The 23,837-nt window shown below is 50.9% G+C and carries 18 protein-coding genes and 1 pseudogene; 8 read left to right on the top strand and 11 right to left on the bottom strand.

Going from position 1 to position 23,837, the window contains the following annotated elements; genetic code table 11:
• Positions 1-51: 51 nt before the first annotated feature.
• From eutM to maeB, 7 genes are all read right to left on the bottom strand, one after another.
• Positions 52-345 carry an ethanolamine utilization microcompartment protein EutM gene (eutM, locus tag OGY15_RS07215; protein ID WP_005121908.1) on the bottom strand — a complete coding sequence of 98 codons (294 nt, stop codon included), beginning with the start codon at positions 343-345 and terminating at the stop codon, positions 52-54.
• A 41-nt stretch (positions 346-386) separates the two neighbouring features.
• Positions 387-1,403, bottom strand: a complete 1,017-nt coding sequence (gene pta, locus OGY15_RS07210) for a phosphate acetyltransferase (RefSeq protein WP_286538883.1) — start codon at positions 1,401-1,403, stop codon at positions 387-389.
• A complete protein-coding gene (gene eutT, locus OGY15_RS07205; RefSeq protein WP_005121906.1) occupies positions 1,400-2,203 on the bottom strand; it encodes an ethanolamine utilization cob(I)yrinic acid a,c-diamide adenosyltransferase EutT in 804 nt (267 codons plus the stop codon). The genes pta and eutT overlap by 4 nt, the downstream gene beginning before the upstream one ends.
• A 9-nt stretch (positions 2,204-2,212) precedes the next feature.
• Positions 2,213-2,926, bottom strand: a complete 714-nt coding sequence (gene eutQ / locus OGY15_RS07200) for an ethanolamine utilization acetate kinase EutQ (protein WP_151217624.1) — start codon at positions 2,924-2,926, stop codon at positions 2,213-2,215.
• Positions 2,904-3,383: an ethanolamine utilization acetate kinase EutP gene (gene eutP, locus OGY15_RS07195; protein WP_151217625.1), complete on the bottom strand. Its 480-nt coding sequence runs from the start codon at positions 3,381-3,383 to the stop codon at positions 2,904-2,906. Before eutP ends, eutQ begins: the two co-directional genes overlap by 23 nt.
• Before the next feature lie 12 nt (positions 3,384-3,395).
• Positions 3,396-3,731, bottom strand: coding sequence for an ethanolamine utilization microcompartment protein EutS (gene eutS, locus OGY15_RS07190; protein WP_003037995.1), 336 nt, complete (start codon positions 3,729-3,731; stop codon positions 3,396-3,398).
• A 159-nt stretch (positions 3,732-3,890) separates the two neighbouring features.
• Positions 3,891-6,170, bottom strand: a complete 2,280-nt coding sequence (maeB, locus tag OGY15_RS07185; protein WP_286538882.1) for an NADP-dependent oxaloacetate-decarboxylating malate dehydrogenase — start codon at positions 6,168-6,170, stop codon at positions 3,891-3,893.
• A gap of 278 nt (positions 6,171-6,448) precedes the next feature.
• Here maeB and tkt point away from each other — a divergent pair, with 278 nt between their 5' ends.
• Positions 6,449-8,443 carry a transketolase gene (gene tkt, locus OGY15_RS07180; protein WP_278238395.1) on the top strand — a complete coding sequence of 665 codons (1,995 nt, stop codon included), beginning with the start codon at positions 6,449-6,451 and terminating at the stop codon, positions 8,441-8,443.
• Positions 8,444-8,539: 96 nt separating this feature from the next.
• On the opposite strand, the gene OGY15_RS07175 is transcribed toward tkt, so the two are convergent.
• Entirely contained in the window at positions 8,540-9,262 is a 723-nt protein-coding gene (locus OGY15_RS07175; protein ID WP_151217627.1) for a GntR family transcriptional regulator, read from the bottom strand.
• Between the two features lie 199 nt (positions 9,263-9,461).
• Between OGY15_RS07175 and OGY15_RS07170 the strand changes: the two genes are divergently transcribed.
• The 5 genes and pseudogenes from OGY15_RS07170 to OGY15_RS07150 all read left to right on the top strand — a co-directional run bounded on the left by OGY15_RS07170 (position 9,462) and on the right by OGY15_RS07150 (position 14,733).
• A complete protein-coding gene (locus OGY15_RS07170) occupies positions 9,462-9,770 on the top strand; it encodes a PTS sugar transporter subunit IIB (RefSeq protein ID WP_286538881.1) in 309 nt (102 codons plus the stop codon).
• A gap of 99 nt (positions 9,771-9,869) precedes the next feature.
• A pseudogene (locus OGY15_RS07165) lies at positions 9,870-11,189 on the top strand (PTS sugar transporter subunit IIC).
• Between the two features lie 35 nt (positions 11,190-11,224).
• Complete coding sequence (locus tag OGY15_RS07160) at positions 11,225-11,536, top strand: PTS lactose/cellobiose transporter subunit IIA (protein ID WP_192464952.1); 312 nt, start codon at positions 11,225-11,227, stop codon at positions 11,534-11,536.
• A gap of 60 nt (positions 11,537-11,596) precedes the next feature.
• Positions 11,597-13,270, top strand: coding sequence for a carbohydrate porin (locus OGY15_RS07155; protein WP_286538880.1), 1,674 nt, complete (start codon positions 11,597-11,599; stop codon positions 13,268-13,270).
• 23 nt (positions 13,271-13,293) lie between these two features.
• On the top strand, positions 13,294-14,733 hold the full coding sequence (locus OGY15_RS07150; protein WP_286538879.1) for a 6-phospho-beta-glucosidase: 1,440 nt from the start codon (positions 13,294-13,296) through the stop codon (positions 14,731-14,733).
• Between the two features lie 22 nt (positions 14,734-14,755).
• On the opposite strand, the gene OGY15_RS07145 is transcribed toward OGY15_RS07150, so the two are convergent.
• The 3 genes from OGY15_RS07145 to aegA form a co-directional block, all read right to left on the bottom strand.
• Positions 14,756-15,799 carry a DUF1176 domain-containing protein gene (locus OGY15_RS07145; RefSeq protein ID WP_151217631.1) on the bottom strand — a complete coding sequence of 348 codons (1,044 nt, stop codon included), beginning with the start codon at positions 15,797-15,799 and terminating at the stop codon, positions 14,756-14,758.
• A 122-nt stretch (positions 15,800-15,921) separates the two neighbouring features.
• Positions 15,922-16,497, bottom strand: coding sequence for a GDP-mannose pyrophosphatase NudK (gene nudK, locus OGY15_RS07140; protein ID WP_151217632.1), 576 nt, complete (start codon positions 16,495-16,497; stop codon positions 15,922-15,924).
• A gap of 67 nt (positions 16,498-16,564) precedes the next feature.
• Positions 16,565-18,544 (bottom strand): formate-dependent uric acid utilization protein AegA, encoded by a 1,980-nt coding sequence (gene aegA / locus OGY15_RS07135; RefSeq protein WP_151224072.1) that lies wholly within the window; start codon positions 18,542-18,544, stop codon positions 16,565-16,567.
• Positions 18,545-18,808: 264 nt separating this feature from the next.
• Here aegA and narQ point away from each other — a divergent pair, with 264 nt between their 5' ends.
• Both narQ and acrD read left to right on the top strand, forming a co-directional pair.
• On the top strand, positions 18,809-20,506 hold the full coding sequence (narQ, locus tag OGY15_RS07130) for a nitrate/nitrite two-component system sensor histidine kinase NarQ (protein WP_151217634.1): 1,698 nt from the start codon (positions 18,809-18,811) through the stop codon (positions 20,504-20,506).
• A gap of 172 nt (positions 20,507-20,678) precedes the next feature.
• On the top strand, positions 20,679-23,792 hold the full coding sequence (gene acrD, locus OGY15_RS07125) for a multidrug efflux RND transporter permease AcrD (RefSeq protein ID WP_151217635.1): 3,114 nt from the start codon (positions 20,679-20,681) through the stop codon (positions 23,790-23,792).
• The last annotated feature ends 45 nt before the right edge of the window (positions 23,793-23,837 follow it).

Genomic DNA, 23,837 nt, shown 5'->3' with positions numbered 1-23,837 from the left:
GAGGGTGACGCCAGCTTTCTCTCAACGATCCAGTGGCGTCACTTGGACGACTTACATATCGTTGCTGTCGCCTTTGAAGCTGATCGGGAACACTTCTTCCAGATCGCCATGCGGACGCGGGATAACGTGCACAGAAACCAGTTCACCGATACGCTGCGCGGCAGCAGCACCAGCATCCGTAGCCGCTTTGCAGGCTGCCACATCACCACGAACCATGGCAGTACACAGGCCGCCACCGATCTGCTTCACGCCAACCAGTTTCACGCGCGCCGCCTTAACCATTGCGTCAGAAGCCTCAATCAGTGCAACCAGGCCCCGGGTTTCAATCATTCCTAATGCTTCCATTATGCTTTCCTCTTAATCAAAGGGGTCCAGAACGGGACCGTTCATTCAACCAGTGTTTGCGAGACGCTTTCACGGCTCACGTCAGTCTGGCGCGGCACAGCTGCCACTAACGCCAGTTCGATAATTTCCTGTACGCTACAGCCACGAGAGAGGTCATGAAGCGGTGCTGCAAGGCCCTGAATCAATGGACCAACGGCACGATACCCTCCCAAACGCTGGGCGATTTTATAACCAATATTGCCTGCCTCCAGCGATGGAAAAACCATCACATTGGCATTGCCCTTTAACGGACTGGCGGGCGCTTTTTGCGCGGCGACATCCGGCACAAAAGCGGCATCAAATTGCAGTTCCCCATCCACGGTAAGCTGTGGGGCACGCTCACGAACGATCTCCGTAGCCTGCTGCACGTTAGCAACATTGGGATGACGAGCACTGCCGTTGCTGGAAAACGACAGCATGGCCACGCGCGGCTCTTCACCCGTGATCGCCTTCCAGGTTTCAGCGCTGGCGATGGCGATGTCCGCCAACTGTGCAGCGGTGGGCTGCGGCACAACGCTACAGTCTGCAAATCCTAATGACGGCCCGAGATACTGCGGCAGCATCAGGAAAATTGACGACAGCGTTTTGCAGCCAGGCTGTAATCCAATAATGCGCAATCCTGCACGCAGCACGTTTGCCGTTGACGACAAGTTGCCTGCAATACACACATCGGCTTTACCGGCACTGACCATCGCGGCGGCAAACATCAGTGGATCGTTGAGCTTCTCGCGCGCATCCGGCGGCGTTTTTTCGCCCGCGCGGGCTAGCCAACGCAGGGCAAACTCTTCACGGATCTTTACATTGCTTTGTGGATCAATAACCTGAATACCATCCATAGCTACGCGATGGCTGAGCGCAAACTGGCGTAGCGCAAACGGGCTGGCGACGAGAATGGGGCGTGCCAGACCGTGCTGGTGCAGGTAATTGGCGGCTTTCAGCACCCGTACATCCAGCGCATCCGGGAACACCACCCGAGCGGGCGTTTGTTTGGCGAGTTGGCGAGCACGTTCAATGATCATGACTTCTCCCCCAGTCGCTGTTGGATTTGGCTGACGCTTAGCGGATGCTTCGCCACGCTCAGAATCATCATTACGTAAACCGTACTGGAAAGACGGTTGAGCGCCTGCAGAATGTCCGGTCGCAAGACTTCAAAACTGCGGGTGATAAATACCTGAGCGGCCACCGTTTCCGTTTCGCGGACTTTAGTGCGCAGCAGATTAAGCAACGCGCAATCACGTCCGTGGCTGGCTTCAGGCACCAGATGATCGTGGTCCAGGTAACGCAGCGGCTGATGCGAAAGGCGGTGTAAATCTTCGTCGCTTAAACCAACAATGGCTTGTGCGGCCAGCGGTTCATCCACAGCATCAGCCCGCATAATATTGCCCAGGCGCGAGCGAATATCCGCCAGCCACGGCTGCCACGGCTCCGCCAGTTCAATTTGCAACCACACGGCCAGACCAATGGTGCTGTCCAGCGCGGCGCGAAATCCAAGCCTCGGGTCACTTTTGGCGACCATTTTGTCCGCCGTCAGATGCGTCAGCGTGTCAGGTTTCTTCGCCACCGGTTGATGACACAGTTCACAGGTCGCCTGCGGATGTGTATCGCTGCTGGTTAAACCATGTACCGGCTGCGGCTGCTGTTCCTCGTCGTCAACAAACAAGCTTCCCTGCTCGTCGATATACTTAATGCGCAGACGACGGCTTTCCAGCAATTCCCGGGCAGACGGCGTCAGGCGAGCATCAGCGGGGAGATGAATTTCAGCCCCTTCGCTGAGCGTATGATTCGCTCTGAGCCATGCTTCGGTAATGAAATCCTTCATACATCCGCCTTAGCAGGACTGCCAGTTCGCAGGCCAGGCCACATACAGGAACTTCACTGTTGATGGCGTACCAAATTCGATGCTGGAGCCTTTCGGGATAAACATCACGTCCCCGGCTTTGGCAATCATGGTTTCGCCTTCATGACGAACGTGCAGCTCGCCTTCCAGAATCATGTCGATTTCGTCGTAGTTCAGCGTCCATGGGAAAAATGCGTTATCCCACTGCATAAAGCCGGCGGCCATACTGCTGCCGTCCTGGTCGGTCACCAGATCGGTTAAACCGACGCAGTGCGGCTGCGCGCCATCAAAACGACCAAACTTCACGCTGCTGCCGTCGATGACTTTCACACCGCCTTTGCCAGTCACCGATTTAAAACTCGGCTGCATTCCGCCCTGTTCCAGCGACTGCTTTTCCTTCATCACTTTGTCCATCAGTTGGGCGACCAGGCTTTCGGTAAACTGCCCTTCTGGCAATTGCGCAATGATGGTTTCACGAATGCGCTGGCTTTCCGTTTTGCCGTCCTCCACCGCAGCAGGCGCTGCGGTTGTGGCCGACATAGTGGCCGGAGCGGATTCATCGCATTCAGTGATAGTGACGCCGAGCAGCGCCGCAACTTCGCGCGCCTCCGGGGTGATGATACTGGCGCGCAGAACAACAGACATTTCCTGTTCGCCGCGTGCGTGGGCCGCACGAATATCGTTAGCTGTGATGAGTTTTTTCACCTGCCCTTTCCTCCTTTTGGCTGAGCTCAGTCAGATAATCCACCAGGTGCTGCACACTGCTTGGGTCGTGGCAATTGAGCTCAAAAATTGGCTCCTGAAACCCCATCCCACGAAGTAGTTGTCGCGTTGCGGCGACGTCGGCATCCGGCACATCCGTTTTGCTGATAACGGCTATTTGTCGTTTACTGGCGCCGATATCCAACAGCCCGGCAGGTAAGCGACTTTCTTTATCATTTGCCGCATGTATATAAATCAACGTATCGACATCCTGCAGCGTGGTAATTAAGGCGTGATACCAGCGCGGATGGCTAAAATATTCTCCTGGCGTATCGATATCGCCGTTTTCATTAAACTCCACGGCCTGTGTTTTTCTGGCGAGGGAATAATTCCCTTGTAGCGCGTTAAAGAGCGTTGTTTTCCCTGCCCCCACCGTACCGACAAACGCAATACGTTTCATCGCCGCCTCTGATTAACTTTTTGTCAGATTGCACAAAGTGAAATTTAATAATCGCCCGAGGCCGCTTACCGTCTGTAATAACGCTTCTTCTACCGCGCCTACTGAGCCGTAGATCACCAGCGCGCCGCTGAATCTATCGAGAAAGCCGATGTGTACATCCGCCGCTTTCATCGCTAAGTCACCTGCAATCATCGCGGTTTCGCCTGGCGTCAACGTCATGATGCCGATAGCGCCCGCTTCGGGAACGCCGATCTTTTTCGCTAGTTCCTCACCGGGGTGCGCAATGAGATGCGCCAGCGTGACCTGTTTCCCCGGCACAAACTCCTGAATAATGCGTTCTTTTTCCATTGCTCACCGCCTCCGCTAAAACTGCCCTCATCGTGGCAATTTTTTGTCAGAGTAAATAACAAAATTCGGCAACCAGGTTTAAAAGGTGAAGTGGATCACTAAGAAAGAGGAAATAAAAAGGCGCGGGAGAAACCCGCGCCGGAATTAATTAAAGTGAAATTACAGCGGCTGCGTTTGCGCTTCTACGACCGCCAGCGCCACCATATTTACGATACGACGAACAGAAGCAATCGGTGTTAATACGTGAACCGGTTTCGCTACGCCCATCAGTACCGGGCCGACCGTTACGCCTTCTGAACTTGAAACTCGTAGTAAGTTGTAACTAATACGCGCGGCTTCCATATTCGGCATGACCAGAATATTGGCGGAGCCTTTCAGCGGGCTGTCCGGCATCCGGTCATTACGAATACTTTCCACCAGCGCGGCGTCACCGTGCATTTCACCGTCAATCATCAGTTCTGGCGCATGAGCCTTAATCAGCGCCAGCGCCTCACGCATTTTGCTGGCCGACGGGCAGTCAGATGAACCAAAATTGGAGTGCGACAGCAGTGCCACCTTCGGCTCGATGCCAAAGCGACGCACGGTTTCTGCCGCCATCACAGCGATCTCTGCCAGTTGCTCCGGCGTAGGATCGTCATTGACGTAGGTATCGGCGATAAAGGTGTTACCGCTTGGCAGCAGCAGGGCGTTCATTGCCCCAGCCGTATGTACGCCATCACGGTAACCAAATACCGCATTTACCACGCTGAAGTGCTCGTGGTAGTCGCCGATTGTGCCGCAGATCATCGCATCCGCTTCACCGCGCTGCACCATGATCGCGCCGATCACCGTGGTATTAGCAATCACCGCCCGCTGCGCCTGCTCCTGAGTGATCCCACGACGCTTCATGATCTGATAATACTCACTCCAGTACTCTTTAAAACGCGGATCGGATTCATTGTTGACGATCTCAAAATCAACGCCCGCTTTGATCTGCAGACCCAGTTTCTGGATGCGCATTTCGATCACGCTCGGACGACCAATCAGGATCGGCTTCGCCAGACCTAAAGTGATCAATTCTTGAGTGGCGTGCAGCACTCGCGCCTCTTCCCCTTCCGTCAACACCACGCGCTTCGGCGCTTTGCGTGCCAGCGAGAAAATCGGCTTCATAAACAGGTTGGTTTTGTAGACGAATTCGGTCAGCTTATCGATATAAGCGTCAAAGTCGCCAATCGGGCGCGTTGCCACACCGGAGTCCATCGCCGCCTTCGCGACCGCAGGGGCGATTTTGACGATCAGACGTGGGTCGAACGGCTTAGGAATAATGTATTCCGGGCCAAAGCTCAGGTCCTGATCGCCATAGGCAGAAGCCACCACTTCGCTCTGCTCGGCGTGCGCCAGCTCAGCAATGGCGTGTACCGCGGCCAGTTTCATCTCTTCGTTGATAGCAGTAGCGCCGACATCCAGCGCGCCGCGGAAGATGAACGGGAAGCACAGAACGTTGTTAACCTGGTTCGGGTAGTCGGAACGACCGGTGCAAATGATGGCGTCGGAACGCACCTCTTTTGCCAGCGGCGGCAGGATTTCCGGTTCCGGGTTCGCCAGCGCCAGAATCATTGGCGCACGCGCCATCTTCTTGACCATTTCCTGCGTCAGCACTTTCGGGCCGGAACAGCCAAGGAAAATGTCTGCGCCATCAATCACGTCGTCCAACGTGCGCTTACCGTCATCCACCACCGCGTAAGCCGCTTTGGTTTCCGCCATGTTCGGTTCGCGGTCTTTGTAAATCACGCCCTTGGAGTCGCAAACCACAATGTTGTGTTTCTGCATCCCCAGCGCCACCAGCAGGTTCATACAGGCAATCGCTGCCGCACCTGCGCCGGACACCACCATGCGCACATCAGAGATATTTTTCTCAACCACCCGCAGACCGTTAAGAATGGCGGCGGTACTGATGATTGCCGTGCCGTGCTGATCGTCGTGGAAGACCGGAATATTCATGCGCTCACGCAGCTTTTGCTCAATGTAGAAGCATTCTGGCGCTTTAATATCTTCGAGGTTAATGCCGCCAAACGTGGGCTCCAGGGCCGCGACCACGTTGATAAATTTATCCGGATCGAGTTCATCTACTTCGATGTCGAACACGTCAATCCCGGCGAATTTCTTAAACAGAACGCCTTTACCTTCCATCACCGGCTTGCCAGCCAGCGCGCCAATGTTGCCCAGCCCCAGCACCGCCGTACCGTTAGAGATAACCGCAACCAGGTTGCCGCGCGCGGTGTATTTGTAGGCCGCCAGCGGGTCCTTTTCAATTTCCAGACACGGTGCTGCAACACCGGGTGAATAGGCCAGCGCAAGATCACGTTGAGTGGCAAGCGGTTTGGTCGGAGAAACCTGAATTTTGCCTGGTACTGGAAATTCGTGGAAATCGAGGGCGCTTTGTTTTAACTGGTCATCCATCTTGTTGTTCCTTTCACGTATCGATCAAAAAAGTGTCGCAGGTACCCTTCTATTGAGCCGCACATTATCACCTCTGTCAGCGGCGCAAACTTTGAAGGTCCCCAAACTCTCACTACTCAAAGAAAGAATTTGTTATCAATTTATAACAACCATGTTACCTGCTTAAGCCAGCAATACCATGCCTGTCTGCTATGCTTTTTGCTGACAACGCCTGCAAATTCTCCAAAAGTGTGAATTAACACACGCTCTAACGCTTTACTTTTCAAGGAGTATTTCCTATGACCCGTAAAGATCTTGCCAATGCCATTCGTGCGCTAAGTATGGATGCCGTACAAAAAGCTAACTCAGGCCACCCCGGCGCGCCAATGGGTATGGCTGATATCGCCGAAGTACTGTGGAATGATTTCCTCCGCCATAATCCAAGCGATCCTCACTGGTACGATCGCGATCGGTTTATTTTGTCCAACGGCCACGCCTCAATGCTGCTTTACAGTCTGCTGCATCTTTCCGGCTATGACCTGCCGCTGGAAGAATTAAAAAACTTCCGCCAGCTGCATTCAAAAACTCCCGGCCACCCGGAGCTTGGCTACACGCCGGGCGTGGAAACCACCACCGGGCCGCTGGGCCAGGGTTTAGCCAACGCTGTCGGAATGGCGATTGCCGAACGCACGCTGGCGGCGCAGTTTAACCAGCCGGATCATAAGATTGTCGACCATTTCACCTGGGTTTTTATGGGCGACGGCTGCCTGATGGAGGGGATTTCTCACGAAGTCTGTTCGCTGGCGGGCACGCTGGGACTTGGTAAACTCATCGGCTTTTACGATCACAACGGCATCTCAATTGATGGCGAAACCGACGGCTGGTTTACCGACGATACTGCGAAACGCTTCGAGGCCTACCACTGGCATGTGATACACGATATTGACGGTCACGATCCTGAAGCGGTGAAAAAAGCGATTCAGCAAGCGCAAAGCGTTACCGACAAGCCGTCGCTGATTATCTGCCGCACGGTGATTGGTTTTGGATCACCGAATAAAGCAGGGAAAGAGGAAGCGCACGGTGCGCCGTTAGGTGAAGAAGAAGTGGCGCTGGCCCGACAGAAATTAGGTTGGCATCATCCTGCTTTTGAGGTCCCCAAAGAGATTTATCGGGCGTGGGACGCGCGAGAGAAAGGCGAAAAAGCGCAACAGGACTGGAATGAGAAATTCGCGGCGTATCGACAAGCGCATCCGGAACTGGCGGCAGAGTTTACCCGGCGGATGAGCGGAGAACTGCCGGAAGCATGGGAAGAAACAACCCAGAAATATATTACCGACCTGCAAGCCAACCCGGCCAAAATAGCCACCCGTAAGGCCTCGCAAAATACCCTGAACGCCTACGGACCGATGCTGCCCGAACTGCTTGGCGGCTCAGCGGATCTTGCGCCCAGCAACCTGACCATCTGGAAAGGCTCCACTTCTCTTAAGGAGGATCATGCAGGAAACTACATCCACTATGGCGTGCGTGAATTTGGTATGACCGCGATTGCCAACGGTATCGCGCACCACGGTGGCTTCGTACCATACACCGCAACGTTCCTGATGTTTGTTGAATATGCCCGTAATGCCGCACGCATGGCGGCGCTGATGAAAGCCCGACAAATCATGGTTTATACCCACGACTCGATTGGTCTGGGGGAAGATGGTCCCACACATCAGGCCGTCGAACAGCTCGCCAGCCTGCGACTGACGCCGAATTTCAGCACCTGGCGACCGTGCGATCAGGTTGAGGCAGCAGTGGGTTGGAAGCTGGCAGTCGAGCGTCATAACGGCCCTACGGCGCTGATCCTTTCCAGGCAGAATCTGGTGCAGGTTGAACGCACGCCTGAGCAAGTGCAGCAGATTGCCCGCGGCGGCTATGTGCTGAAAGATAGCGGCGGTAAGCCGGATGTTATCCTGATTGCTACCGGTTCAGAAATGGAAATCACGCTGCTGGCTGCGGAAAAACTGACCGGCGAAGGCCGTAACGTACGGGTAGTTTCTCTACCTTCAACCGATATCTTCGACGCCCAGGATGAGACGTACCGGGAGTCGGTCCTGCCGGCAAACGTCAGCGCACGCGTGGCGGTAGAAGCCGGTATTGCCGACTACTGGTACAAATATGTTGGGCTGAAAGGGGCGATTGTTGGTATGACGGGCTATGGGGAGTCGGCGCCGGCAGACAAGCTGTTCCCGTTCTTCGGCTTTACGGTGGACAACATCGTAGAGAAAGCGCATAAGGTGCTGACAAAATAACAATTCATCCGTCTTAACCCGCATACGAGGGACATTACGTCCCTCATTAAAGTGACCAACAAAATAGCCTTTATTCTGGCATGCAGACATCGTTTTTCATTTTAAGTCTTGGCATGCTTTCTGGCGTGGTAAAAAATATTTCACCTGAAACTCAAATATATTTGAATGCAATATAGAATAATCAATTGGTTGGTAATTTTCATCAACTGCCTGCGTTTGAATTCTCAATATTGGATCTTTGGTACTGGTATGAAGAATACTGGCTATTTCCGCCGTTGGAAATACCGGAGAAAACGTTTCAAACGTGCCAATTATTTTAATATTACATTCTTTTTCTATATACGTAAATTTGGAATTCCTCATATGTGAAATGGTTAATTGCGGGAAGCGACTCACTGAAAGCCAGGTTTCCTCTAATTGCGCTGGTTTATTATCAATCACCCGCAGTCGTTTTATATAATATACTGATTCACTTTGCTCCATATTTAATTCTTTAGCAATACGTCCTGAGGCTACCTGTAGTTCAAACTTCATAATCTGGCTAACAACCTCTTTACCACTGTTATATGCAATCTCACTAAAACTGTTCATGTGATGTACATGTGCGACAAAAATCTTCTTCTTCACATAGGTACCGGAACCGTGCTTACGTTCAATTACCCCCTCACTCTCTAAGAGATTCAGCGCTTTTCGTAAGGTATTGCGTGAAACATTAAAACGCTGTGCCAATTCGACTTCTGACGGCAATAAATCACCCACATTATATAAATATCCATTAATGATATCTTTCAGCATTTTTGCAATATTCTGGAATACCACTTTAGCACCTCTTTGCATTCATAAAAAACAATTGGTTACGTTATATGAAAACGAAAAAATGGAAAGTTGTTCATTTTTTCTAATCAAACTGAACCTATTTATCGATATCGACTGTGACCAATGTAACAAAAAACACCCCAAGGATTAAATAATATTAAAACGTAGTCATTCAGATTTAATATAACAATTGAGGATTTATATGAAAAATATATTATTGGTTTGTGCCGCGGGAATGTCGACCAGCATGTTAGTAAAGAGAATGATTGAACATGCCATAACTATCAATGCTGATTTTAATATTAATGCTCTGGCTATTGCGGAAGCCAAAGGACGGATCAAAAACAATGAAGCCGATGTTGTCTTATTAGGTCCACAGATTCGTTTTCAGAAATCTGAAATTGAAGAGGTTGCACAAGGAAAAATCCCTGTCGCGGTTATTGATATGAAAGATTACGGATCAATGAATGGCAAAGCAGTTCTGGAGTTTGCACTGAAACTTCTCAAGTAACCAACGCACTGCATAGTATATTCCTGCTCCTGAGAATAACCAACTCAGGAACCAAAAGACCTATCCAAAATAAATACCTAACAATTACAGGTGACCGTAATGGGATTAATGAATACCTTTGAGCGAGGGATGGAACGTTTTCTTGTTCCAATAGCAATAAAATTAAATTCACAAAAGCACGTTGCTGCTGTTAGAGATGGGTTTGTCTATACCTTTCCAATTATAATGGCAAGTTCATTAATTGTATTAATAAATTTTGCGATCTTATCACCCGATGGCTTTATCGCCGGACTGCTGCATCTTAGCAGCATATTCCCGAACCTGGAAAAGGCTCAAGCCATCTTTACCCCAGTAATGAATGGCTCCGTGAATATCATGTCCATCATGATTGCGTTTCTCGTCGCCAGAAACATGGCAATCAGCTACGAACAGGATGAGCTTCTGTGTGGATTAACAGCTATTGGCGCGTTTTTCATTGTTTATACTCCCTATCAGATGATCGATAACCAGGCATTTCTGACAACCAAATTTTTAGGTGCACAAGGCCTGTTTGTTGCAGTCATCGTGGCGTTATTGACCAGTGAAATTTTTTGTCGGATGGCAAGAAATCCCAAGATAACCATCACCATGCCAGCAGCGGTTCCACCTGCAGTTGCACGATCGTTCAAAGTGTTATTACCCATTTTCTTTGTGATGATCTTTTTTTCAGCACTGAATTTTTTACTCTCCCTTATCTCTCCCAATGGGCTCAACGATCTGATCTATACGTTAATTCAGGCTCCTCTCAAGCATATGGGGACGAACATCTTCGCTGTCATCGTTCTGGGCGCCGTCGGAAATTTTCTGTGGGTTCTCGGGATCCATGGCCCTAATACAACATCAGCTATTCGTGAAACGGTTTTTTCCGAAGCAAACCTGGAAAACCTTTCCTAGGCCGCCCAGCACGGCGCAACCTGGGATGCCCCCTACCCGGTAACCTGGACATCAATCAACGATGCATTTGCAAACTGCGGTGGCTCAGGTATGACCTTAGGGTTATTACTGGCGATCTTTATTGCTTCACGTCGCGCTGAATATAGAGATCTGGCCAAGATGTCTTTTATACCCGGTATTTTCAATATTAATGAACCGGTCATGTTTGGCTTACCTATTGTATTGAACCCAATAATGATGGTGCCTTTCATTCTGGTGCCGATTGTTAACTCGCTGATTGGCTATTTCTTTGTCACGATGAAAATCATTCCCCCGGTTGCCTATGCCGTGCCGTGGACCACCCCAGGCCCCCTCATCGCATTTCTTGGAACAGGTGGTAACTGGTTGGCTTTACTCGTGGGCTTGCTCTGCCTCGGCGTTGCAACATTGATCTATTTACCCTTCGTTATTGCTTCCAATAAAGTGAATGCTACCACAGCTGAATAACCATCAGATTATCAAATAAAAACCAGGAGTTATTTATGTTTGCCAATGAAGAAACAGTAATGGAATTATTGATTCATGCCGGACAAGCTCGTTCCGACGCAATGGAGTCGCTGAAGTATGCGCGTGAAAAAAATTGGGATGCTGTAACGCAATTGCTGAAAAGCTCAGAAGAAGCAAGCCTTCAGGCTCATAAAATACAAACGGCTTTAATCAGCCAGGATGAAGGCTGCGGAAAAATAAATGTCAATTTAATTCTCGTACACGCACAGGATCATTTGATGAATGCGATACTTTGCCAGGACTTAGTCAAAGAAATAATAGCATTAAGGAAAGAGCTTTTTTCCTGATTTACTTTCCTTCAGCAACCAGTTAGAGGAAGGTATTTTAGCTTATCAAGGATACTCTATATGCAATTAAATAAATACAAAACCAATATTTTATATGTATTGGCATGCCTCGCTTTATACCCTGCTAGCGCACTGGCAAATAAATTAACTATTGAACAAAGGCTGGAACTTCTTGAAACAGAGCTGACAGAAAACAAGAATGAACTGCAAAAAACAAAAGAAGAATTGGGGCATTACAAATCAAAGGTTGCATCTTTGCAGCACAGTATAATAGCAAATGGTTACCGCAAGGCAGCTATTTCTGAACCATCAAAATCATCCCCCGTCGCCGATAACATAGCGAATGAAAATGGCGAACTCACCCAATCCGCGGAGAATGCTACGGTTAAAGGTAGTCAGCAGATAGCCGTTATTGACAGCAACGGTGAACAGACCACCATTGAAAGCGTCACGCTTAAAGATATCAGCAAGTACATTAAGGATGATATCGGTTTTAGTTACCAGGGATATTTTCGCTCCGGATGGGGGACGGGTAATGACGGTTCGCCGGAAACTTATGCAGCCGGATCGTTGGGCCGTTTTGGTAACGAAATGAGCGGTTGGTTCGATCTGACATTAAATCAACGCGTTTATAATCAGGATGGTAAAACGGCTAATGCGATTGTCACCTACGATGGTAACGTTGGTGAACAATACAACGACGCATGGTTTGGCGACAGTGATAATGAAAATATCATGCAATTCAGTGATATTTATCTGACAACTCGTGGTTTTTTACCTTTTGCACCTGACGCTGATTTTTGGGTGGGCAAGCATAAATTACCTCAGTATGAAATTCAGATGCTTGACTGGAAAACATTAACTGCGGATGTCGCCGCTGGAGTGGGTATTGAAAATTGGGCATTAGGGCCAGGCATGCTCGATGTTTCCTTAAGCCGCGATGATGTTGATGTCTATTCCCGCGATTTTGAACATACCACTCAAATGAATACCAATTCTGTCGATCTGCGCTACAGGAATATACCTTTATGGAATAATGGAATGTTATCGCTGATGGCCAAATACTCTTCACCTAATAAAACCAATCAACAGGAAAACAATGAAAATGACGGTAGCTACTTTGAAATGAAAGATAGCTGGATGTTGACATCAATACTTCGTCAAAACATGGAGCGTGATGCGTTTAACGAATTTACTCTGCAAATTGCTAACAACTCTTATGCCAGTAGTTTCGCCAGTTTCTCCGATGCAAGCAATACTATGTCTCATGGTCGTTACTACTATGGCGATCATACCGACGGTATTGCCTGGCGTTTGATTTCCCAGGGAGAAATGTATCTCGGTGACAATATCATTATGGCCAATGCTTTGGTCTATTCTCATGGGGAAGATGTATACAGTTATGAAAGCGGCGCACACAGTGATTTCGATAGTATTCGTACGGTTATTCGTCCAGCATGGATCTGGAATACCTGGAATCAAACTGGCGTAGAATTAGGCTGGTTTAAACAACGTAATAAAACTCAACAAGGTATTACCCTTGATGAATCAGCATATAAAACGACCCTTTACCATGCCTTTAAAGTTGGAACCAGTATTTTAGGCTCAAGACCTGAAATTCGTTTCTATGGCACATATATTAATATTTTGGACAATGAACTCTCTAACTTTAATTTTGATGATAAAAGTAAAGATGAATTTATGGCCGGTGTGCAAGCCGAAGTCTGGTGGTAATAATTTAATTAAGGAGAAATATTATGTCTGGTTTTAAAAGTGATTTCCTTTGGGGGGGCGCCGTGGCCGCACATCAACTTGAAGGGGGCTGGAATGAAGGCGGAAAAGGAATCAGTATTGCCGATGTTATGACTGCAGGGGCATATGGCGTTCCACGCGAAGTGACCGCAGGGGTAATGGAGGGACGAAACTACCCAAACCATCAAGCTGTTGATTTTTATCATCGGTACAAAGATGATATTAAACTATTTGCTGAAATGGGATTCAAATGTTTTCGCACATCCATCGCCTGGTCCCGAATCTACCCTCTCGGTGACGAAATTGAACCGAATGAAGCTGGATTACAGTTCTATGATGATATGTTTGATGAATGCCTGAAATACAATATCGAACCGGTTATTACTTTGTCTCATTTCGAAATGCCATACCATCTTGTCACTGAATATGGTGGCTGGCGTAATCGTAAAATGATCGAATTTTTTACCCGCTTTGCCAAAACAGTTTTTACTCGCTATCGGTCCAAAGTAAAATACTGGATGACGTTTAACGAGATAAATAATCAGGTTAATTTTCATGAAAGCCTTTGTCCGTTTACTAATTCCGGGGTTCTTTATTCTGATGATGAGAATGAATACGTTCGTGAAAAAATAATGTATCAGGCCGTACATTATGAACTGGTTGCCAGCGCAATGGCCGTAGATGCCGGGCACATTATTAATCCTGATTTTAAAATTGGTTGTATGATTGCGATGTGCCCGATTTATCCTCTCACCTGTGCGCCAGCAGACATGATGATGTCCATTAAGGCAATGCATCGCCGTTACTGGTTCACCGATGTTCATGTGCGCGGCCATTACCCGCAACATATGGTTAATTATTTCGCCAAAAAAATTTTTTCCCTCGACATAACTGAGAGTGATCTTGAGATTCTGCAGCATGGTTGCGTAGATTATATTGGTTTCAGCTACTATATGTCTTTCGTCACCCAATCCACAGATGATAACCCAGATTTTAATTACGTTGAGCCGCACCATTTAGTTAAAAACCCTTATATTCAGACATCTGACTGGGGATGGCAAATCGATGCCCAAGGGCTACGATATTCACTTAACTGGTTCTGGGATCATTACCAGTTACCGATGTTTATTGTAGAAAATGGTTTTGGCGCAATTGACACACTGAAAAATGACAAAACCGTAGACGATCAGTATCGTATTGATTATCTCACGGCACACGTCAGTGAAATGAAAAAAGCCGTGGTTGATGATGGCGTCGATTTAATCGGCTATACGCCATGGGGATGCATTGATCTGGTTTCTGCTGGTACCGGAGAAATGAAGAAACGCTACGGAATGATTTATGTAGACAAAGATAATTCCGGCAGGGGTTCACTGGAGCGTTATCGTAAAAACTCTTTTTACTGGTATAAAGAAGTTATTGCTCATAACGGTAATAATCTTTAATTATTTCTGCCATATCAACACATCACCGCGTGATCCACAGCGTGGGCCAGGCATCTGGCCCATGCCAGTTATCGCAGCTTGGCTCCTGGGCATAACGCACCAGACGAAAACGCTGACCGTCGTAGCGCCAGCGAGTCTGGATCCCGCAATCTGCCATCCCTCGCCCTTTGGCGAGAGTTACCAGCTCCCGCGATTTCTCGTCAAACGTAGCGTTGGTCAGCTCCATATCGCGACTTTCTGCATCCGTTTTAAAAGGCAGACTTAGCCGTACCGCACGTGAAGTCAATGGCGTAGTACGTGAAACCACCCACGCCAGATCGATAGTGTTATACGCCCCGGCCTCACAGCCGATCATCATCAGCGCTTTATCATCCGTTAAGGCCGTCACGCGTATCTCGCGACGCAGCGGATCGATCGAGCAGCGAATACCGTTGATCCGCCAGTTACCGTAGTCCAACAGTTCACTGCGCTCTTGCTGCGTGAGAGGCGTTGGTGTTGGGTTAATGACAGCCACGCCTTTTAAAGCGGGAGCCGGTGGTACGCTGAGCGGTGGCTCGTCGCCTTTTTCGATCCATGCGGTTTCGTTACCGACCCGTTTTTGCTGGGCGTCGATAAACAGCAGCGCGGCTTTTAGCCCGACCAGTGACAAGGTTTGTGCGCCTTTTTGCAGGGTTATCGCCTTCGCGTCCTGGACGGTTTGTAAAAATGCGCTGATGGTGGCCGGATCATCGGTCATCAGCTGCCAGGGGGTAATACGCCAGCGTTCGCCGCGAAGCGAGAGCGGTGCGCCATCCAACAGCAGACGTGGCGCAATATCGCTCTCTTTGATATTGGAAGACTCCAGTCCACCCAATTCAATACGCAACACAGCGTCGGTATGTGCCCCAGCGCTACGGCTTAAAGTCATGACCAGGCCGTGATGTTCTCCGGTATTGCGCGCCACGCAAAAGTTTTGGTTATTGCACGTTACCTGCCAGTCAGAAAACGCCTGTTGCGCAGGCGCTGCCCACAGCAAACTGACGGGTAACAACCCGAGCAGGAAAAGTAAAATAACGCGATAGCGCATGAACGGTACAACCCCGAAGTCAAAACACACAGCCTAAGCGGTATCTTCCTTGCGCGACTGATGTGGCTCAATAAGAATCGTCGGATTGGCCGAAAATTTGTAAAGAAATATAAATACCGGTATTAGTCCATGAGATGCGACGACTGCAAATAATTCAGTAATAGCACCGTTTTACCGTCACGGATCTCACCCGTTTTAATCATTTCCAGCGCCTGTGTAAACGGCAGCTCCAGAACCTCGATATCTTCATCCTCCACACCGCCGCCCGCGTTTGCCCGCTGGTTGTCGCTGTATTGGGCGATGAAAAAGTGGATTATCTCCGTCACGCCCCCCGGCGACATGTACAGTTCGAACAGCTTACGCACTTCACCTACTTCAAAACCGGTCTCTTCAATGGCCTCTTTGCGAATGCACGCCTCCGGTTCGTCGTTATCCAGAAGCCCGGCGCAGGCTTCAATCAGGTGACCATCTTCGTTACCATTGACCCAGGTAGCAACGCGAAACTGGCGAATTAACACCACCGTTTTCTTCTCCGGGTTATACAGCAGGATAGTGGCACCGTTGCCGCGATCGTAAACCTCGCGTTTATGACGAATCACCTCACCGTTGCTACGGGTCAGATCATAGGTGATGTTGCGCAGGATGAAGTAGTTATCGGAAAGGACTTTGTCTTTGATGAGGGTGATTTTTTGCGACATACCGGCTCCACGACGAAAAGTGAGAAATAATACTACGCCGTGAAACCGGGTTTGTCTTGAGCTCAGGCTAGTGAGATTTGGCTGATTTTACGCCCAGCCAGTCAACGATCCCCTGTGCAGCATGTCGCCCTTCCGCCATCGCCGTCACCACCAGATCCGCACCGCGAACCGCATCGCCACCGGCAAAGATTTTCGGGTTACTGGTTTGATAACGGTATGCGCTTTCAACATCGGCGGCAATGCGCCCCCAGCTATCGACCTTAACACCATGCTTCTCAAGCCACGGCATACCGTGCGGATGAAAACCAAACGCCATAATCACCGCATCTGCGGGCATAACAAATTCACTCCCGGCGATGGGGACCGGGCGACGCCGCCCCTGTGCATCAGGCTCGCCAAGCTGGGTACGTAAGAAACGCACGCCGCTGACGCGACCGTCGGCATGCAATACCAGCTCCACCGGCTGGACGTTAAATTCAAAGAATGCCCCCTCTTCCCGGGCATTCTTCACCTCTTTTTTCGAACCCGGCATGTTGGCTTCATCACGACGATAGGCGCAGGTCACCTGGCTTGCACCGTGGCGCAGCGCGGTACGTACACAGTCCATGGCCGTATCGCCTCCGCCGAGAACAACCACGTTCAACCCGGCGGTGTCGATAAACGGCTCTTCAGGCAACTCATCCAGCCCCATCACCTGTTTGGTGTTGGCAATCAGGAATGGCAGTGCGTCATACACGCCAGGCGCGTCTTCATTCGGCAGATCCGCCTTCATCGAGCGATAAGTCCCGACCCCCACAAACACGGCATCGTAATCCTCGAGTAACGTGGCCAGCGTAACGTCCTTGCCGACCTCACAATTCAGTTCGAAATGAATACCCATGGCGCTGAAGATTTCGCGGCGGCGCGTCAGCAGCGATTTGTCCAGTTTGAAGGCCGGAATACCGAACGTCAGCAAACCGCCGATTTCAGGGTGGCGATCGTACACGGTGGTGTTGATACCGCTGCGCGCCAGCACATCTGCGCAGGCTAGACCCGCAGGGCCCGCACCGATGATGGCAACACGCTTGTCCACTTTCTGCACGTGGCTTATGTCTGGTCGCCATCCTTTGCTCAACGCCCGATCGGAGATGTAACGCTCAATATTACCGATAGTCACCGCGCCATGCTCGTTACGTACGGTACAGGCGCCTTCACAGAGCCGATCCTGCGGGCACACGCGCCCTGTCACTTCCGGTAAGCAGTTGGTCTGGTGAGAAAGTTCAACCGCCGCGTCGATGTTCCCGGCTTTGACCAGCTCAATCCACTGCGGAATATGGTTATGCAACGGACAAGTCCATTCGCAAATACTGTGGTCGCCGCACTTCAGGCAGCGGGACGCTTCCCGCTCCGCCTGTACTGTGCGAAACGGCAGATAGATCTCTTCAAAACTTGTTTTACGCGCTTCAATCGGTAGTTTATCCGGTTCGCCACGCGCAGGCGTAGCCTGCATTTGCTCACGTTTGGTAATGACATGTGGAACAAAATCGGTAGCGCTGGCATGCCAGGGCTGGCTTTCCAGACTGGCGGTACGCAACCTGCGCGCTTTTGACAGACCGGTCAGCGAATTCTCCGTCACCAGCTGTAACGCCTGCGCCGGACAGTTTTCTACGCAGGCGGGTCCCTGTTCACGCTCCTGACACAAATCGCATTTGTGCGCGGTCGCTTTGACCTTTCCTTTAGCGACGGGCGTGAGTACGATCTGCATGGTGCCGAAAGGACAGGCCACAACGCACGATTTACAGCCAATACACTTTTGCGGGTTAACCTGGACGCTGTCATTTTCATGGCTGATTGCCCCGTTCGGGCAACTTCGGGCGCAGGGCGCATCTTCACAGTGATGGCAGGTTACCGCACTGCGCTGCTTCTGATGCTTGATGACGGTAATTCGGGGCTGAAAATGCCGTTGGCTCAGGACATGCTGCTCGCCGTTGTGAGCCATGACGCAGGCGACCTCACAGGCATGGCATCCCAGGCACTGCTGGCTATTGACCATAACAAAACGATTCATGGCTTCCTTCTTTTTTGGTTGCAAAAACCTTATTCTTTATATGAGTGTTGTTATTAACCGACACGGAAGGAAGCGGCAATGTTCATTTGCCCAGGAAGCGCAACTATTTATCCAGAACCTGTGGCAGATCAATTTATTTCATCGCATATGAAATTGTGTTTCAGTTACTATTCAGTTTCATGGCGTTTTTATTAACATTTATCAAATACACCGCATCGTTCAGGCTGTTTTAAGGCGCGACGTGTATTGTGTGGGGATGCACAAGTGACGGTAAAGCGTCCGGTCTCGGCCAGTCTGGCTAAAGCTTTTTTCTACATCGTGTTGCTGTCGATTCTCTCAACGGGTATTGCGCTGCTCACGCTGACCAGCAGCTTACGGGATGCTGAGGCCATCAACGTTGCGGGCTCATTGCGCATGCAAAGTTACCGTCTGGGTTACGATCTGCAAAGCCAAAGCCCGCAGCTCAACGCTCACCGCCAACTTTTCCAGCAGGCGTTAAACTCACCCGCATTACAAAATCTGAACGCATGGTATGTTCCGCAAGCGGTAAAAAGCCGCTATGGGCATCTGCACGCCAACTGGCTGGAAATGAACGCCCGTCTGATCGATGGCGATTTAAAATGGTACCAGGCCAATATCAATAGCTATGTCGATCAAATCGATCTCTTCGTGCTGGCGTTGCAGCATTATGCCGAACGCAAAGTGATGTTAGTTTTCGGTATTTCACTGGCAGGCGGAATCGGCATATTCACTCTCGTCTTCTTTACCTTGCGGCGCATTCGCCAGCAGGTGGTACGCCCACTCAATAAGCTGGTGATGGCCAGCCAGCACATTGAACACGGTCAGTTTGATATCCCGTCGCTGGATACCGGTTTGCCCAACGAACTGGGGTTGCTGGGCAAGACCTTTAGCCAGATGTCGAGTGAGTTACATAAGCTTTACCGCTCACTGGAAGCCTCCGTTGCGGAGAAAACGCACGATCTCCACGAAGCTAATCGTCGCCTGGAAGTGCTGTATCAGTGTTCTCAGGCGCTGAATACCAGCCAGATTGACGTGTACTGCTTCCGCCACATTTTACAGATTGTCCGTGAGCATGACGCCGCGTATTTCCTGGAACTGACCGTCGGCGATAACTGGCGTATCAGCGAAGGGACGAAAAGCCCCGATCTCCCGATGCAGATCCTGCCGGTCACGATGCAGGAGACCGTTTATGGTGAACTGCACTGGCAAAGCCCAAACGTGAATGCTTCCATCCCGCTGCTCAATAGCGTTTCCTCAATGCTGGGACGCGGGTTGTACTTCAATCAGGCGCAAAAACATTTTCAGCAGCTGTTGTTAATGGAGGAGCGGGCGACGATTGCGCGCGAGCTGCACGACTCGCTGGCGCAGGTGCTCTCTTATTTACGCATTCAGCTCACGTTGCTGAAGCGCTCGATCCCGGAAGATAACGCCCCGGCGCAAAGTATTATGGCCGATTTTTCTCAGGCGCTGAACGATGCCTATCGTCAGTTACGCGAACTGCTCACCACCTTCCGCCTGACCTTACAGCAGGCCGATCTGCCCTCAGCATTACATGAAATGCTGGAGACGCTGCAAAATCAGACCTCGGCTAAACTGACGCTCGATTGCCGACTACCTACGTTGGCGCTAGACGCGCAAATGCAGGTGCATCTGCTGCAGATCATCCGTGAAGCGGTGCTGAACGCGATTAAGCATGCCAGCGCCACCGAAATTGCCGTCAGTTGTGTCACCGCGCCGGATGGCAACCACACGGTTTATATACGCGATAACGGCATCGGCATAGGTGAACCGCACGAGCCTTCAGGACACTACGGGTTAAATATTATGCGTGAGCGGGCAGAAAGGCTGAGCGGCACGTTGACCTTCTCACAACCCTCTGGCGGGGGAACGCTGGTGAGCATCAGTTTTCGTTCGGCAGAATCCGACGGTGGACTAACGTAAAAAAACGAACAGCGTCGTCGGGCCTGACGGCGTTGGCACGAAAGGTACGCCGTAAACAGGCATGATAATTTACATTATCTTCTTTTTTTCTCCACGTTTGACCCGTACCTTGCCGCTAAAGTGAAGCAAGTCATACCTATAACGATACGCAGAAACACGAGGTCCCCTTTTAATGGCGAATTTTTTCATCGATCGCCCCATTTTTGCCTGGGTGTTAGCTATCCTGTTGTGCCTGACAGGAGCCCTGGCTATTTTTTCGCTGCCCGTTGAGCAATATCCCGATCTGGCGCCCCCCAACGTGCGGATTACCGCGAACTATCCAGGTGCCTCTGCGCAAACGCTGGAAAATACCGTAACCCAGGTTATCGAGCAGAACATGACCGGCCTCGACAATCTGATGTACATGTCGTCACAAAGCAGCGGGACAGGCCAGGCGTCAGTTACGCTGAGCTTCGTCGCCGGAACCGATCCTGATGAGGCCGTCCAGCAGGTGCAAAACCAGTTGCAATCGGCAATGCGTAAGCTGCCGCAGGCGGTACAGGATCAGGGGGTCACGGTACGAAAAACCGGGGACACCAATATTCTGACCATCGCCTTCGTCTCCACCGATGGCTCAATGGATAAGCAGGATATCGCCGACTACGTCGCCAGTAATATTCAGGACCCGCTCAGCCGCATCAACGGCGTGGGCGATATAGACGCCTACGGCTCACAATATTCCATGCGGATCTGGCTCGACCCAGCCAAACTAAACAGCTTCCAGATGACTGCCAAAGATGTGACCAACGCTATCGAGTCACAAAATGCGCAGATTGCCGTCGGACAACTTGGCGGCACGCCTTCGGTGGACAAGCAGGCGCTAAATGCGACGATTAACGCCCAGTCCCTGCTGCAAACGCCAGATGAATTCCGTGCGATTACACTTCGTGTCAACCAGGACGGATCTGAAGTTAAACTGGGTGACGTAGCAACAGTTGAAATGGGTGCAGAAAAGTATGACTACCTCAGCCGCTTTAACGGCAACCCAGCTTCTGGTCTGGGGGTAAAACTGGCCTCCGGGGCCAATGAAATGGCAACGGCAGAGCTGGTGCTTAACCGCCTTGACGAACTATCACAGTATTTTCCGCACGGGCTGGAATACAAGGTGGCGTATGAAACCACCTCTTTTGTTAAAGCCTCAATTATCGACGTGGTGAAAACGCTGCTGGAAGCGATTGCGCTGGTATTTCTCGTGATGTACCTGTTCCTGCAAAACTTCCGTGCCACGCTTATACCGACCATCGCCGTTCCGGTAGTGTTAATGGGCACTTTCTCCGTGCTTTACGCCTTTGGCTACAGCGTTAACACCTTGACGATGTTTGCCATGGTGCTGGCGATCGGACTGCTGGTCGATGACGCCATTGTGGTGGTGGAAAACGTCGAGCGTATTATGAGTGAGGAAGGACTCACGCCGCGTCAGGCAACGCGGAAATCGATGGGGCAAATTCAGGGCGCGCTGGTCGGCATCGCTATGGTACTGTCGGCGGTGTTCATCCCGATGGCCTTCTTTGGTGGTACTACCGGGGCTATTTACCGCCAGTTCTCGATTACCATCGTCTCCGCGATGGTGCTGTCCGTTCTGGTGGCGATGATCCTCACCCCCGCCCTGTGTGCCACCTTGCTCAAACCACTGCATAAGGGCGAACATCACGGACAAACGGGTTTCTTTGGCTGGTTTAACCGGATGTTTAATCGCAACGCCGAGCGCTACGAAAAGGGTGTCGCCAAAATTTTGCACCGTAGCCTGCGCTGGATCCTGATCTACGGCCTGCTGCTCGGCGGCATGGTCTTCCTGTTCCTGCGTCTGCCCACCTCCTTCCTGCCGCTGGAAGATCGCGGCATGTTTACTACCTCGATACAGTTGCCCAGCGGCTCCACACAGCAGCAAACGTTGAAAGTGGTTGAGGAAGTAGAGAAGTATTACTTCACCCATGAGAAAGACAACATTATGTCGGTCTTTTCCACGGTTGGTTCCGGCCCGGGCGGGAACGGTCAAAACGTAGCGCGTATGTTTGTCCGTTTAAAAGACTGGGATGAGCGCGACGCCATCACCGGAACCTCTTTCGCCATTATCGAACGTGCGACCAAAGCCTTTAATAAGATTAAAGAGGCCCGCGTCTTCGCCAGCAGTCCTCCGGCGATTAGCGGCCTCGGAAGCTCTGCCGGTTTCGATATGGAGCTGCAGGATCACGCTGGTGCCGGTCATGACGCGTTAATGGCCGCACGCGACAAGTTGATTGAACTGGCCGGGAAAGACGCGTCCCTGACCCGCGTTCGTCACAACGGTCTGGACGACAGCCCGCAGCTGCAAATTGATATCGATCAGCGCAAAGCCCAGGCGTTGGGCGTTTCCATTGACGATATCAACGACACAATGCAAACAGCCTGGGGCTCCAGTTACGTTAATGACTTCATGGACCGGGGCCGCGTGAAGAAGGTCTACGTGCAGGCGGCGGCAAAATATCGCATGCTCCCGGACGACATCAACCTATGGTACGTACGCAACAATAGCGGCGGCATGGTGCCTTTCTCGGCCTTTGCCACGTCACGTTGGGAAACCGGTTCACCGCGTCTGGAACGCTATAACGGCTACTCCGCCGTCGAGATCGTCGGTGAAGCCGCGCCCGGCGTCAGCACCGGTACAGCGATGGACATCATGGAATCGCTGGTCCATCAGTTACCAACCGGATTCGGCCTCGAATGGACGGCAATGTCCTATCAGGAACGACTGTCGGGCTCTCAGGCTCCAGCCCTGTACGCTATTTCTCTGTTGGTGGTATTCCTGTGTCTGGCTGCCCTGTACGAAAGCTGGTCGGTTCCCTTCTCCGTCATGCTGGTTGTGCCTCTGGGGGTAATTGGCGCGCTACTCGCCACCTGGATGCGCGGCCTGGAAAACGATGTGTACTTTCAGGTCGGGTTACTCACCGTTATCGGGCTTTCGGCAAAGAATGCGATATTGATTGTTGAATTCGCCAATGAGATGAACGAGAAAGGACACGATCTGCTCGACGCCACGCTGCATGCCTGCCGCCAGCGCTTGCGTCCAATTCTGATGACGTCGCTGGCGTTTATCTTCGGAGTCTTGCCGATGACCATTAGCAGCGGCGCAGGTTCCGGCGGCCAACATGCGGTGGGGACTGGCGTAATGGGTGGGATGATTTCAGCCACGATCCTGGCGATTTACTTCGTGCCCCTGTTCTTTGTACTGGTGCGCAGACGCTTCCCGTTGAAACCGCGCCCGGAATAATCGGACACAAAAAAGGCGACTTACGTTGAGTCGCCTTTTTTTATC

The sequence above is a fragment of the Citrobacter sp. Cu231 genome (genome assembly GCF_030332265.1).
GTDB lineage: Bacteria > Pseudomonadota > Gammaproteobacteria > Enterobacterales > Enterobacteriaceae > Citrobacter > Citrobacter meridianamericanus.
The sequence above is the reverse complement of the archived record's forward strand: the minus strand, read 5'-3'. Positions and strand labels throughout refer to the sequence as shown.

Coding starts and splice junctions, on each gene's coding strand:
- acrD (WP_151217635.1), top strand. CDS start 20,679: ATGGCGAATTTTTTCATCGATCGCCCCATTTTTGCCTGGGTGTTAGCT.
- eutP (WP_151217625.1), bottom strand. CDS start 3,383: ATGAAACGTATTGCGTTTGTCGGTACGGTGGGGGCAGGGAAAACAACG.
- maeB (WP_286538882.1), bottom strand. CDS start 6,170: ATGGATGACCAGTTAAAACAAAGCGCCCTCGATTTCCACGAATTTCCA.
- tkt (WP_278238395.1), top strand. CDS start 6,449: ATGACCCGTAAAGATCTTGCCAATGCCATTCGTGCGCTAAGTATGGAT.
- eutM (WP_005121908.1), bottom strand. CDS start 345: ATGGAAGCATTAGGAATGATTGAAACCCGGGGCCTGGTTGCACTGATT.
- OGY15_RS07155 (WP_286538880.1), top strand. CDS start 11,597: ATGCAATTAAATAAATACAAAACCAATATTTTATATGTATTGGCATGC.
- OGY15_RS07145 (WP_151217631.1), bottom strand. CDS start 15,799: ATGCGCTATCGCGTTATTTTACTTTTCCTGCTCGGGTTGTTACCCGTC.
- pta (WP_286538883.1), bottom strand. CDS start 1,403: ATGATCATTGAACGTGCTCGCCAACTCGCCAAACAAACGCCCGCTCGG.
- OGY15_RS07170 (WP_286538881.1), top strand. CDS start 9,462: ATGAAAAATATATTATTGGTTTGTGCCGCGGGAATGTCGACCAGCATG.
- OGY15_RS07160 (WP_192464952.1), top strand. CDS start 11,225: ATGTTTGCCAATGAAGAAACAGTAATGGAATTATTGATTCATGCCGGA.
- OGY15_RS07150 (WP_286538879.1), top strand. CDS start 13,294: ATGTCTGGTTTTAAAAGTGATTTCCTTTGGGGGGGCGCCGTGGCCGCA.
- eutT (WP_005121906.1), bottom strand. CDS start 2,203: ATGAAGGATTTCATTACCGAAGCATGGCTCAGAGCGAATCATACGCTC.
- eutS (WP_003037995.1), bottom strand. CDS start 3,731: ATGGAAAAAGAACGCATTATTCAGGAGTTTGTGCCGGGGAAACAGGTC.
- aegA (WP_151224072.1), bottom strand. CDS start 18,544: ATGAATCGTTTTGTTATGGTCAATAGCCAGCAGTGCCTGGGATGCCAT.
- nudK (WP_151217632.1), bottom strand. CDS start 16,497: ATGTCGCAAAAAATCACCCTCATCAAAGACAAAGTCCTTTCCGATAAC.